The organism is Pseudomonas sp. BF-R-26, assembly GCF_019947395.1.
In the GTDB taxonomy this organism is placed as follows: domain Bacteria; phylum Pseudomonadota; class Gammaproteobacteria; order Pseudomonadales; family Pseudomonadaceae; genus Aquipseudomonas; species Aquipseudomonas farris.
This window is the reverse complement of sequence record NZ_JAGYGK010000007.1, coordinates 233443-246228: the sequence shown is the minus strand read 5'-3', so window position 1 is coordinate 246228 and position 12786 is coordinate 233443. Positions and strand designations below refer to the sequence as shown.

At 53.5% G+C, this 12786-nt stretch carries 14 protein-coding genes; 9 read left to right on the top strand and 5 right to left on the bottom strand.

From position 1 onward, the window contains the following. The 9 genes from KGB18_RS12555 to KGB18_RS12515 all read left to right on the top strand — a co-directional run bounded on the left by KGB18_RS12555 (nucleotide 1) and on the right by KGB18_RS12515 (nucleotide 7266). Nucleotides 1-1155 (top strand): aminotransferase class I/II-fold pyridoxal phosphate-dependent enzyme, encoded by a 1155-nt coding sequence (locus KGB18_RS12555; RefSeq protein WP_223570005.1) that lies wholly within the window; start codon nucleotides 1-3, stop codon nucleotides 1153-1155. Nucleotides 1156-1234: 79 nt separating this feature from the next. Then, the gene (locus KGB18_RS12550; RefSeq protein WP_123721760.1) at nucleotides 1235-1972 is read left to right on the top strand and encodes a hypothetical protein; all 738 of its coding nucleotides are present in this window, start codon (nucleotides 1235-1237) and stop codon (nucleotides 1970-1972) included. A gap of 26 nt (nucleotides 1973-1998) precedes the next feature. Next, nucleotides 1999-2541, top strand: coding sequence for a histidine phosphatase family protein (locus tag KGB18_RS12545; protein ID WP_223570004.1), 543 nt, complete (start codon nucleotides 1999-2001; stop codon nucleotides 2539-2541). 16 nt (nucleotides 2542-2557) lie between these two features. Then, a complete protein-coding gene (locus KGB18_RS12540) occupies nucleotides 2558-3463 on the top strand; it encodes an NAD-dependent epimerase/dehydratase family protein (RefSeq protein ID WP_223570003.1) in 906 nt (301 codons plus the stop codon). After that, nucleotides 3444-4058, top strand: a complete 615-nt coding sequence (locus KGB18_RS12535) for a methyltransferase family protein (RefSeq protein ID WP_148710206.1) — start codon at nucleotides 3444-3446, stop codon at nucleotides 4056-4058. Before KGB18_RS12540 ends, KGB18_RS12535 begins: the two co-directional genes overlap by 20 nt. Nucleotides 4059-4080: 22 nt before the next feature. Beyond that, a complete protein-coding gene (locus KGB18_RS12530) occupies nucleotides 4081-4332 on the top strand; it encodes an acyl carrier protein (RefSeq protein ID WP_123721764.1) in 252 nt (83 codons plus the stop codon). Next, nucleotides 4329-5540 carry a beta-ketoacyl-[acyl-carrier-protein] synthase family protein gene (locus tag KGB18_RS12525; protein ID WP_223570002.1) on the top strand — a complete coding sequence of 404 codons (1212 nt, stop codon included), beginning with the start codon at nucleotides 4329-4331 and terminating at the stop codon, nucleotides 5538-5540. The genes KGB18_RS12530 and KGB18_RS12525 overlap by 4 nt, the downstream gene beginning before the upstream one ends. Continuing rightward, nucleotides 5537-6571, top strand: coding sequence for a beta-ketoacyl synthase N-terminal-like domain-containing protein (locus KGB18_RS12520; protein ID WP_123721766.1), 1035 nt, complete (start codon nucleotides 5537-5539; stop codon nucleotides 6569-6571). Before KGB18_RS12525 ends, KGB18_RS12520 begins: the two co-directional genes overlap by 4 nt. Continuing rightward, a complete protein-coding gene (locus KGB18_RS12515) occupies nucleotides 6568-7266 on the top strand; it encodes a lysophospholipid acyltransferase family protein (protein WP_123721767.1) in 699 nt (232 codons plus the stop codon). Before KGB18_RS12520 ends, KGB18_RS12515 begins: the two co-directional genes overlap by 4 nt. 140 nt (nucleotides 7267-7406) lie before the next feature. On the opposite strand, the gene KGB18_RS12510 is transcribed toward KGB18_RS12515, so the two are convergent. From KGB18_RS12510 to KGB18_RS12490, 5 genes are all read right to left on the bottom strand, one after another. Continuing rightward, on the bottom strand, nucleotides 7407-7700 hold the full coding sequence (locus KGB18_RS12510) for a hypothetical protein (RefSeq protein WP_123721768.1): 294 nt from the start codon (nucleotides 7698-7700) through the stop codon (nucleotides 7407-7409). Between the two features lie 71 nt (nucleotides 7701-7771). Then, on the bottom strand, nucleotides 7772-9244 hold the full coding sequence (locus KGB18_RS12505) for a family 16 glycosylhydrolase (RefSeq protein WP_223570001.1): 1473 nt from the start codon (nucleotides 9242-9244) through the stop codon (nucleotides 7772-7774). Next, on the bottom strand, nucleotides 9241-10305 hold the full coding sequence (galE, locus tag KGB18_RS12500) for a UDP-glucose 4-epimerase GalE (protein ID WP_201062178.1): 1065 nt from the start codon (nucleotides 10303-10305) through the stop codon (nucleotides 9241-9243). The genes KGB18_RS12505 and galE overlap by 4 nt, the downstream gene beginning before the upstream one ends. Nucleotides 10306-10388: 83 nt before the next feature. After that, nucleotides 10389-11807 carry an oligosaccharide flippase family protein gene (locus tag KGB18_RS12495; protein WP_223570000.1) on the bottom strand — a complete coding sequence of 473 codons (1419 nt, stop codon included), beginning with the start codon at nucleotides 11805-11807 and terminating at the stop codon, nucleotides 10389-10391. A 13-nt stretch (nucleotides 11808-11820) separates the two neighbouring features. Then, a complete protein-coding gene (locus KGB18_RS12490) occupies nucleotides 11821-12774 on the bottom strand; it encodes a glycosyltransferase family 2 protein (protein WP_223569999.1) in 954 nt (317 codons plus the stop codon). Nucleotides 12775-12786: the final 12 nt, after the last annotated feature.

Sequence of the window (12786 nt, the reverse complement as noted above, 5' to 3'; positions counted from 1 at the left end):
ATGCGTATTGATGATGTCGCGTTAAAATCGAAAGAGTTGGGTTATTACACTTACTTTCCTCAAGTGCGTTCAGCCTGTGGTCGGGATATGACGCTCATTGATGGTCGGAAAATGCTGAACTTTGCTTCGTGCGATTATTTAGGGCTTTCAAATCACGAACGCATGAAAGAGTCGGCGATTACTGCCATCCGGAAGTACGGCTCAAACATCGGTGGCCCCATGATCTTCAGTGGCTTCACCGAATACCATGAGCGTCTGCAACAAAGCTATAGCGATTTGTATGCAGGGCGAACATCGCTGATGTTTACCACCTCCTATCAGGCGAATTTTGGCGTTATCCCATTGGCGGCTGAGCGTGCCGATCTGATTTTGCTGGACAAGCTGTCACATGTCTCGATCTGGGACGGCGTGAAGTTATCGGGTTGTCCATTCAGGGCCTACAGTCATGCCGATATCGAAATGTTGGAGCAGCTGGTCCAGTTGAATCAAGATAAGAAAATTTTGATCATCACCGATGGCGTTTTTTCGGCAGACGGCGATATAGCTGATCTTGGAAGGATAGTCCGCTTGAAACGCTTCCATCCGGGCCTGGAAATCTATATTGATGATGCTCACGGTGTCGGTATGTTAGGTGGTTCTGGCCAAGGGGCTTGCGAAGCGGCCGGAGTGGTCTCGGAGATCGATTACATTGTTGGCACCATGAGTAAAGCTTTTGGCTCATCCGGTGGGTTCGTTGTATTCAAGGATGAGGCGTTCGCTGAAAGAGTCAGGTTCCGATGCCCCACCTATAACGCTTCCCGGTCAGTTTCACCGGGTGTCGCCTCCGCCTCTTGCACGGCCCTGGAGATCAACGCTTCGGAAGGGGGCGCGCGTCGGGCTCAACTTGCAGAACTCACCCGCTATACACATGAGCAAATTGAATCACTTGGCGTCGATAAGCTCCATTCCAGGACTGCCGTGATCCCGGTGGTCTTCAAGGATCCGATGGAGGCTGCCCGGGTCAATGCCGAGTTGGTCGGCAAAGGTATCATGGGGTCACTGTTCGTACCTCCATTTGTACCCAATCACCAATCCAGGATCAGGTTGTGTCTGACATACAACCACACGATGGCCGATGTGGATTACTGCATTGATTCATTACGAAAGATTATCTGAACAGACTGTGTTTATCCGGCGGGGGTAACGGTGTGCAGATCTGCCTATCTTTTTATGACGTCAATGGGGTGATAGTTAAATGGTCCAGGTTGGTTCAGCTCTGTTAAGTATTGTTCTTTTCTATTTTATGCTGTGCAAGGGGCTGGGGCTTTTAGTCATCAATAAGGGGGTGCGGGTAAATTACACGAGAAAAGTCGGGCATTTTGCGATGTTTCTACTGCCCAGTCTGTTTTTCGCGTTGTTCAATATTCAGAGTACTCATGAGCGATTACTGCTGTCTGCGGTATCCACCACTATTCTGTTCTTGGCCATGTGCGGATGGTCGCGTCGTCGTTATCTGATTTCCCAGCATATGTTTGCGAGTATTGATCGGCCTGAAGACTCACCCAATACGCTTTCCTGGTTGGTGAGTCAAACCGTAGTGGGGTTGTTGGTACTGTGGGTAACGCAATACTTCTGGCTGTTAATCGGTGTGCCGATTGAGTTGCTTTATATCACTATTTTAGCCACTACCTTTGGTGACGGTTTGGCAGAGCCTGTCGGTATCCGATTTGGAAAGCACGAATATGTCACGAAAGGTTTTTTTGTTGATAAAAAATTCAAAAGAACCCTGGAGGGATCTGCAACTGTATTCGTGATGTCAATGTTATTTTGCGTGTTGTTCAAGGATTACTTTGAGTGGCATCAATTTGTATTGCTGTGTGCTGTTTTTCCTCTTGCTCTTACCCTGACAGAAGCAAAGTCCCCTCACACCTGGGATACACCGTTTTTGTTTATTGTCGGTAATGCCATTGTAACGGGGGTCTATTTGCTGTGATTTACTTAATACGTCACGCCTCGCCGTTGGTCAATTACAAGCGTTGCGGTGCTGTCTCGGCTAAATTGCTTCTGGATGTATATAACCAGACCTCGATTATCGATGAGGATGAAATTGCTGGGTTCTTGAGCCAGCCGGACTTGTCCCAGCCACTTTTAGCGTCTGAGGCCAACGTCATTTCTTCACCGGTCAACAGAGCCTATGCAACGGCGTGCAGGTTGTTCGAGGCTGCGCGTGTTCAACAGGATAGTCGATTACAAGAGTACGACCTGCGGTTAAGCGCCATTCCCTTCCTGAGAATGGGGTTAAGACAATGGTTCGCACTGCACAGAATTCTGTGGTTGCTCGGAGTTTCGTTGGGCGCCATCCCCCGAAAAAAGGAATACCTTCGGGCTGTAGGTGTTGCCGATGAGCTTTACAAATCCTGCTCCGAGACAGGGGAGACAACGATCGTCATATCCCACGGTATGTTTCTCAGAACCGTCAGGAAAACCTTGAAAAAACAGGGCATGCAGGCTCGTACGGTTTATCGCTCAGGGTGTTTCACGGTCGAGTCTTTAACACCATGAAAAGGATTTTGTATACGTGAAGAAGTTACTGCTTTTAGGGGCCAGTGGTTTTATCGGGCAGGGCGTCTACGAGATCCTCAGCCAGGTGAAAGATGTCCAGGTCATTCGCCACTCACGTTCGCCGAGGGCTGGTTATGACGTTTGCGAATTCGGCTCCAGGGAGTTTATCGACTTAGTTAGTGACAGTGACTTTGTTGTCAATTGTACGGGGATCGGACTCAGTCGTTTGGGGGCGAGCACCGACAGTAACGAAATGCTCACGGAGCAGATACTGGCGTCGATTCCCCTCGATGTGACTGAAAAGAAGAATTTTCTTCATTTGAGCAGCGTCAAGGCTCACAACCCTGAAAAAAGACGGGATGCGTACGCCGACGATAAGTGGGCGGCAGAGAAAGTTATCCATTTAAATAGCCACAAAGTGCAAGGTGTCATTTTGCGGGTGCCGACGGTACTGGGGCGTCATGACAAAAATCTGCTGCCGATGATTTCACTGTGCAAGTTGAAGTTGCTGCCATTGGTGACGAATCAGCTCCCGGCATTGCATGTTATTGGCGTGGACAGTATTGCGCAGTGCATTATTCAATGGCTGGCACGCCGCCCTGACCAGACACTGCAGACGTATTACCTGCTTAGCGATGACACGGTGACCTATAACGATCTGGTAGGCGAAGTGTACGCCAGGCTCCAGGTGGTTGAGGATGTTGCCATGTTGCGAAGAGTGAAAGTGCGCACACTGTTCAGGATTTACAAAGTGCTGTCTTTTGTGGATGCCTTCAGGCGCCAGCGAAAATTATTTCCTTGGGCGCGTTTCAATGATCTATTTATCTATCCGTGGCATATCGAAAAAAATGTCAGGGTGATCATGACGCCGGCGAAGTTATCGGTATTGGTAGGGGCATATTTTGAAAGCATTCAGGATTGACGTAGCCGCCAGTTTGCTGGTGCCAGTATCATGCGCTTCCGCAGTACTGCTTTATTGCACGGGTTTTGCGTTGCTTCAACCGATCATCATGGCGAGCATTTTGCTATTTGCAGAACTGTATTTTTTACAGGAAACAGACAGTGACAGCTCTTTCGATAAAGGCATCAAGAGTGGGTTTCTGGTGTCGTGCGCTATATCGATTGTCATGCTGTTACAGTTGTTGATACGCAGTGATGTCTTGTTTCAAGTGATCGGTTCTTTCATGATTTTATCTGGAGTCGGTCTGAGGGCTCACGGGAAAATCATATTGGGTCGACACTTTTCGCACTCGCTGAGAGTGTTGGCCGATCATGAGTTGGTCAAGGACGGAGCCTTCAGGTATATCAGGCATCCGGCGTATTTCGGCACGCTTCTCATTGTCACAGGGTTTGGTCTATATACCAGTATTTATGCTGCCCTGATTGTCTTCTTTGTTGCACTTTTACTGATTCTAAAACGAGTCGGCAATGAAGAGAAAATGTTGGTTGAATATTTTGGTGAAAAATACATTCACTACCAATTCGACAGTTTCAAAGTAATTCCTTTTATCATCTGATCGCGTCATTCCAGGAGGTTTTATGACTCATGTTCACGAAGCAAAAATCAAGGAGATTGTTTCTCGAGTCTTGGGCGTCAATGCCGGAGAAATCCAGAATAATAAAAACTTTGTAGAGGCTTACGGTGCTGATTCGATGTCAGGCATAGAAATCCTGGCTGGTATCGAGGGCGCTTTTCAAGTTCGAGTCGATGAGGCCTACATTCCACGGATTACCAGCGTGGATTCGATTCTCTCGTTTATCGATCAGACCCTCGAGGTTGAGTGTGCATGAAGAGCTCCGACAAGGGCAGAAGGGTCGTCGTCACTGGCTTGGGGCCGGTCAGCCCGATCGGGGTTGGAAAAGCCGCATTTTTTCATGCCCTGAAGACAGGGGTAAATGGCACGGGGCTGCTTTCCAAAGTCAACACGGACCGGTTTGAAAGAAAGTATGGGTGTGAGGTGAAATCCACCGTCAGCACATTGATTCCAGACTTCAGTTCTTTCGTTCGTTCCGGGACTCCCAGTCATTTTGCCCTTGCCGCCACCGGGCTGGCGCTCGCTGATGCCGGAATCAAGCGGTCAGCGATTTCAGGTAAACGAGTCAATTGTTACTTCGGCACGACTTATGGTGAATCCAACCTGATCGACAACATGGTGACGGCAATGGCTGAGTCCCGGCCTGGCCTGCAAGCGTCGGTGCAGCATACGTTTGCGTCTGAAATAAGCCGCGATGTCTTGAGATCGATAGGTTCGACCGGCGAGGCAGTTACGATTGGCAACGCGTGTTCGGCCAGTAATACCGCGTTGATATTCGGCTACGAGGCCATCAAGGCGGGGGACTGCGAACTTGCCATTTGCGGTGGAAGCGATGCGGTCTACAAGGCGACGTTTGCGACATTCCATCGATTGGGCAGCATGACCGACAAAAACTGCACGCCTTTCAATTCGGGCCGTAAAGGCGTTTTGACCGCAGAAGGCGGTAGTGCACTAGTCCTCGAGGACTATGATCAGGCAATGCGTCGCGGGGCGCATATCTATGCCGAAGTGCTTGGGTTTTCGATGAACTGTGATGCTGATCATATGGTGAGACTGAATCATCATAGTGTTGGCGATTGCATGAAGTCGGCACTTGAAAACGCGTCGGTCACGCCTGGGGCGGTTGGTTATATTTGCGCTCACGGTACCGGTACGGTTGCCAATGACAGTAATGAGTACAAGGCAATCGAGGCGGTTTTTGGTCATTCGCCACCACCGGTTAGTTCCATCAAGTCAATGATGGGACACAGCATGGGGGCGGCGGCGGGTTTTGGGGCCATTGCCTGCATGCTTGCGCTCAGCGAGGGGTTGCCTCCTACGATCAATGTGTCCGAGCAGGATCTTGAAATACCCATCGACGTCGTAGCGGAGGGCTTCAGAGTCGGAAAGGTCGATGTGGTGGTCAATAATGCTTTCGCTTTTGGCGGGAATAATTCAATTTTGGTATTCGGTAATCTCAAATGACGGATGACGCTGTTGCACTGGTCGTAAGCGATTGGGTCATGTTGCAGATGCCCGGCTTATTCGAGCAAGGAGGAGTGGAGTTACATCGGGGGAAAACACCCGCGTGGGACCTGATGTCCAGCGAACTGGTGCCAAGCCGGGAGCTGAAAAATCTGGATCGACAATCCCTGTTGCTACTGGCAGCGATGTCGTTGATTGAGGATGGCAATCATGGTGACTCCCTGGCGCGCTCGGCCATTATCGGTGCGACGTCCAATGGTTCCATCGACACTGTTATTCAATTGATTAAAGAGTCGAACGATAGTCGTTTTGCATTTCAGGTGAATCCGGCACAAATTCCCAATACCGTCATAAACTCCTCAGCGGGCCAACTGGCGATAAAATATGGCATTAAAGGACCGAACGTTTCTCTGTGCGCGAAAGAGTTGAGCTTCTATAACGCATTGGTACAAGGTTTAAGATTTGCCAGGCGAGGTGAGTCTGATTATATCTACATGACGGCGATTGAAACGTTTAGCGGTGAGTTCGGAACGCTCTATGCACAAAGCATTGATCTCCCTGTTGAAAAACGACTCGATACGGCAGCAGTTTTCAGCTTCCAGACATGTACTGACCTGAAGGTGCCGGGGCTGATCGTCAGGTCCTGCATTACAGGACGTCTCTTTCCCTCAAGCGCGGCCGGTCTGAGCGACCTGATACTCACGTTTATGGCAGGGCACGGAGTTGAGCTTGATGGGCTCAGTCGGGTAAATCTCGCTGTTCCGGATTCCTGGCGGATGTCGTTGAGCGGTCTGAATCTGATCCTCGGGGAGAGGCTCGAGATTCTGGATCGGGCAAAGGCTTTGAGTCTGTCGCTGGTGGGGGCCTATCAATTGGCTGAACTGGCGAATGGCGTCCTGGCCCACAGTTTTGGATTGATGGTGTGTGTTGATGATGAAGGATTTTATGGTGTCGCGCTGATTGAACGTACTGATGTTCGAGGCGGTTTTTTCAGTGGCTCAAGTGATTTAGGCAAGGTGGGTAAGTTATGATTTTTTTTGTGCGGTGGCTGTTGGTGTTGCTGTTCATTGTTCTGAGTTTTCCCTTTTTATGCTTGTTCATGTTAGTCAATCCTTCAAAGAACAAAAACCTGCATGTGGCCTGCCGGTCATACACAGTGATCAATAAAATATTCTCGGTTCGCGTCGCTGTCAGTGGATTCGACACTATCTCCACCGCCCAACCTTATATCTATGTGGCAAACCACCAGTGTAATTACGATGTTCTGATTGTTGCTGAGGCGCTTAAACCAGGTACGGTTATTGTCGGCAAAAAATCACTTAAGTGGTTGCCTCTGGTCGGGCAGTTATATTGGCTGACGGGCAGCCTGTTCATTGACAGGAACAGCCCCCGGGCGTCGATCCAGAGTCTGCGCAAGATCTCCAAGAGCGTTGTTGCTGACAATACTTCCCTCTGGATCTTTCCTGAAGGCACCCGAAACAAAGGCGGGGATATGCTGCCTTTCAAGTCGGGAGCCTTCCGGGTTGCCAAGGACATGGGGGTGGGTATTGTTCCAGTAACGATCAGTCCTGCTGTTGGGGACGTGGCTTACAACTCATTGCGCTCTACAGAAGTCAGTATCGTAGCCCATCGCCCCATCGAGGCGGATGTGGTCGCGAACATGAGTACCAAAGAGCTGGCGAGCTACACGCGTGAGATCATCAACAACGGGCTTCCGATTATCTAGTAAAAAAATGGACCTCTGAAAAGAGGTCCATTTTTTTGGCCCGCAAAACTTGCGACAGCTCCTATGAGGGTCGATGCAGTCGCAGGTAGATGGTGTTTATCCTCGGTGAGTCAGCGACCCGCTGAGGTCAAATTTCCTCATCACTCTTCGGACGAAACCTGCGGCTGATGTGTTGAGTGCTCATCTGGCAAGAGATGGACAGGGTACTGCGCCATGATTAATCGCAAGTGCTCGATGGCTTCCAGGTATTTAAGATCGGCCTGTCGTCTTTTCTTCTGGTACTGCGTGAACTTTTCCGCGTCCATGTTGGGCTGATCGAGAAGATCAAGGGCGGCGTGGCTCAAGTGATAGGCGTCGCTGAACAGTTGTTTGTTACGTTCAAGCGCCAGGTTTAGACAGGCTATCGCTTGATCGGAAGTCATCGTACCGTTCATTGCTGCGACCTCTTTTATGGGGGTGTGAAAAGCGGTTGGGGCCTTTTCAAGAAAAACTGATCGAGTTGCGGTTATTTACCGCGACGCCACACCTTGAGGTAGTCCACGCTGAAGGTGGAGGGCAGGTCGGCGTCGTCGACAACGCCGAACCAATTCCACATGGCCTCGCTGTCAAAGAGGATCTGCATGGGGAAGAACCAGTGGGTGTTCTTTGCCTCGCGCACCAGTACGCCGTCTACGTACCAGCGCAAAGTGTCGGGTTGCCAGTCAAAACCGTAGACATGGAATGCGCTGGCCAGCCGCCAGGGGCTGATCCAGCTGCTGCCATCGCTCAAATGCTCGGTGCTTTGCGGCGTGGCCCAAACGTGGGCGTTCATGTTGTACCGACGGTCGAAGGAGGCGTTTTTGGTCTTGCCGCCGATTTCGAAAATATCGATTTCCGTGGCATTGTCGGCAAGCCCCGTCCACGCTAGCCAGAAGGCGCTGGAGCCTGCCGAATCCATCGGTTTGGCGCGGGTTTCGTAGTAGCCGTAAAGACTGCGCTCGATCGTGCGGACCATCGCCGAGCTATAACCTTCATATCCGAGTCGTACGTATTTTTGCGGCAAGGTTTCCTTGCGGAAAACGATGTTCAGATGGCCATCGCTCAGGTAGGCATTGTCCGGCGTGAACAACGCCGGCTTACGCCCGAGCGACTCGGTGCCCGTGGCATTGTTGACGTGCCAGCGACTGGCGTTAAGGGTCGCGCCATCGAAGTCGTCAGAAAATCGTGTGTCCGGCATCCACTGGCCGGCATTGTCCTGATCGGACAGCGGCAGATTGGCGTTGGTCCGTTCCGGTACCGTTCCCAGCGGGCCGACGCGGGTCCAGGAATTGGCTGCCTTGGGGAGGGCGACGGACCACTTGTTCGCCAGATATTGAAATACACGCTGCCGTTCCTCCAGGGAGGCCAGGTGGCGGTCGTACACCAGTACTTCGGTGATGTCGCCGCGCAGGTCTTCGACGCTGCCGACCACGTTCCGCCCCACTGCATAGGGGCCGATGGGCACGTCGTTGAGTTCCAGAAAAAACAGGGTCGGATCGTAGGCGGTGGTCTGTTGCACGCTGATCGCGAAGTTCGGCGGCACGTTGTCGTTATCGGCGATTATCGGGCGCGAACTGAACAATCGCTGCCAGGTCTCACCGCCGCTTTGTTCGGTCAGTCTGCGTGACACGATCAATAGGGTAACGGGGCCTTTTGCAGCGCGAATCGTCTTGCCGAGGAACGCCGAAGAACCACTGAAACGCACCACCGCGTGGCCATTCATGGCGTGTTCCACGCGCAGCGGCAGCGAGGCGCTTGCTGCATCGTCTACGGCAACGTCATTGGCTTCGCCGGACTTGTCGTGCCACCGCAGGAGGTGGTTCTGGGCATCGACGGTCATTTTCGACGCGTCGGCGGCGTCGAGCCACAGCACCAGGCCGTTGGCCAGCGGTGGGGGAGAGCCCCCCGACGCATTGCAAACGACCGAAAGCAGGGCCGCCAAAAGAATGAACCTGCTCATACCCATTGCTTTAACGCAATCGATGCCGCCAATCCGGGTTGGGAGCGGTACCCTTGCGGATTACACAATTGCCATCGCCAGGTGTCGATGATCATTTGCATCAGGTCGCGCTGTGCGTACCAGCCTAGATCACGCCCTGCCTTGGTGGGGTCGGCCCAGCATTCGGCGATATCACCGTCGCGGCGCGGTGCGAACCGGAAGGGGATGGTAATACCGGTAATGTCCTCGAAGCTGTGGATGATCTGCAGCACGCTGTGGCCAATGCCTGTTCCCAGGTTCCAGACGTGGATGCCGTTTGTGTTCTGCAACGCCCGCAACGCTTTGAGATGGCCATCGGCAAGGTCGACCACATGGACGTAATCGCGCACGCACGTTCCGTCGACAGTGGGATAGTCGCTGCCGTACACCATGAGTACGGGCACTTGCCTCATCGCGACCCGTGTCAGGCAAGGCAGCAAGTTGTTGGGCTTGCCATTGGGGTTTTCTCCGATCAGCCCGCTTGCGTGAGCACCAATCGGGTTGAAGTAGCGCAACACCGCAATGCTCCATTGCGGATCGGACAGGCACAGGTCGGTGAGCAACTCTTCGATCAGCAGCTTGGTGCGGCCATAGGGATTGATCGGTTTGCCTGCGCCCAGGTCTTCGATGAGAGGTATCTGCCGGGGGGCGCCATACACGGTGGCCGATGAGCTGAACACCAGTTTGAAGACTTCGTGTCGGGCCATTGCATGGCAGAGATTGAGCGTGCCGACCACATTGTTGGCGTAATAATCCAGCGGCTTTCGAACGCTTTCCTCCACGGATTTGAGACCGGCAAAGTGCACCACGGCATCGATGTCGTAGCGGCTGAAGATATCGTCGAGCAGGTGGCTATCGCGAATATCGCCTTCAATGAAATCGACTCGCTTGCGAGTCAGATACTTCAGGCGCGCGAGCGACTCGCGGCAGCTGTTACACAGGTTATCGAGGACCAGCACCTGTCGACCGGCGTCAATCAGGGCCAGGGTGGTATGGGAGCCGATGTATCCGGCCCCGCCGGTAATCAACGTGGTTTTGTGCATGATGAGGCGTTCCTGTCACAAGGAAATTGCACGAGTCAGGAGAATGTGGTCCGGGAAGGGAAAAGGTTGTCGGGTGTGTCCTCTCAGCGGGTGGTGAAAACCGATTTGAATTCTTGCGGCCAGCGCGGATGCATCACGCTATACGCCACGGCATAACTCAGCGCGCCAACCACGATGCTGCAGATCAGGTGCAAGTAGCCCTGAACACCCAGGCGGGAAGAAACCATCAGGACGATCGCTGCCATGACGAACGAAGCAATCACGCTGCGATAGTTGGTTTCGAAAAATCGCCGCCAGCCATAGCCGATTGCACTGTTCAACCCGCGGATTTGCAGTGGCGTGATGATCGCCATCCGGGCCAGCAGGGCGAGGGCGGCGGCCATGCCGCCATAGAGGCTGCCGAAGCCATAGACCAGCGCCAGTGCCAATACGGTGGTTGCCACTTCGGCCTTGATGGTCAGGTGGCTGCAATTGACCGCGACCAGTGCGGTCGTGGCGTACATGGCGGTATTACCGATGGCTGCCGTGCACGCAAGCACTTGCAGCAGGGGAATGGCCTCGGCCCATTTGGCGCCGAAGATCAACAGGATCAAGTCGTGCGCCGTGAGTGCGATGCCGATGAACAGGGGCGTCAGCAGGAAGCAGCTGACGGCGGTCGAATCGCTGATGATCGCGCGCAACCGCGATGGATCGGCGCTGCGACGGGCAAACACCGGCAGCGCATAGCTGATCAGGCCGTGATAGATCGCCGTGCGCGGCAGATCGATGATGCGCATCGCCATGTTGAACATGCCAACCGCGTTGGTGCCGGCCGTCATGCCCAGGATGACGGTGACCCCGCGCTGTAGCGTTTGCGAACTCAGCGCGTTGACGGCAACCGGTGCGCCGGATTTCAGCAGTTCGCGCAAGAGCGGGCCGTCAATGTAAAAGGCAATGCGGCGCGGGTCTGCGCGCATCAATACGATAATGGACACGAACTCCATGATCAGTGCCTGGGCAATGACCGCCCAGGCGCCCAATCCCCAGAGCGCGACAGCGATGCCACCCACGCCACCACACACCTTGCCCAGCAGCGTGCGCGACGCCAGCATCCTGAAGTTGCCGCTACGGCGCATTTGTGCCACATAGACCCGCGCCATCATGGTGAACAGGATTTTTACCGAGGCCACCGCCGTCATCCATTGCAGCATCGGGTCGGGCGCGTACAGAATCGCTGCGCCCGAGATGACGACGATAGACGCCAGGCTGACGAGTACCGACGCCCAGAAGGCTGTGGCGATGTGTTTGTCTTCCAGCCGCTCGAGTCGTACCAGCGGGTCTTCCAGCACCGAGGAATAAATCATGCCGATCAACTCGACGATGGCAATGATGACCGTGCCCACACCCAACTCTGTGGGCGACAGCAGCCTGGCATATGCGACAAAGGTAATCATCGACAGGAGAATCAGGCCGAATTTCTCGGTGAAAATCCAGATCAATTTAACCAGACGGTGATTGGCCATGGCGGATACCGGCTCAATGAGCGGTGGTTGACGCAGCTGCCTTGCGCAATGATTGGACGCATGCATAGAGGAAGCGCAATGTCGGTTTGCCGTTCCTGAAGATCAGCGTTTGCCAGGAGTACTCCAGCATTCGCCGGTACACACCGATCACCTGGGCATGCTCGCCTCTGCGGGAAAACAGTTCGAGAAAGTCGGAGTGGCTGCCCAGCACGAAATCGATCCGTTGCTGCTTACTGAGCTGCGCGCCATAGAGGGCGAGGAACGCTTCGATGAACCTGATCTTGTACGGGTAGTACCTTGTCGGTTGCGCAGTCATGTTGGCGCTATTGACCATGCGCTGCAGCAGCACCTCTGGCACCGTGTGGATCTCCCAGTGTTCGGCGATGCGGGTCCACATGAAGCGGTCTTCGGAGTAACGCAGGCTGGCATTGAAGCCGCCGAGTTGCATGATCACGTCGCGTCTGACCATCGCGGAGGACACGCCATTGAGGACGTTGGCGCGGATGAAATCGTCGAAATGCCTACCGTTTTTTTGCCGGTTTTCCAGTATTCGCTTGCCGTCGCTGTAATCGTTATGCACGTAGCAATCTACCAGCCCCACCGGCCGTCCCTGACGACTCAGCTCGTCAAACAGTGCCACTTGTTGCTCCAGTTTTTGTGGATACCATCTGTCATCGGCATCGAGAAACGCCACAAAAGTCTCTTCAGAGTGCTGCAGCCCGTGGTTGCGGGCGCTGGCCTGGCCTTCGTTGGCTTGGTGCAACAGCGTCAGGCGAAACGGCGCCGCGAAGTCCTTGACCCGTTGGGGGCCATCATCGGTGGAACCATCGTCGATGACGATGACGTGATCGGGTAGTCGCGTTTGCCCGGCCACGGACGCCAGTGTTTGCTCAATGCTGTCGGCGCCGTTGTACATCGCGATTATGACGCACACTGAATGGAGTGAAGGGGGGGCTTGGTCTGGCACGGTTAGTTCTCC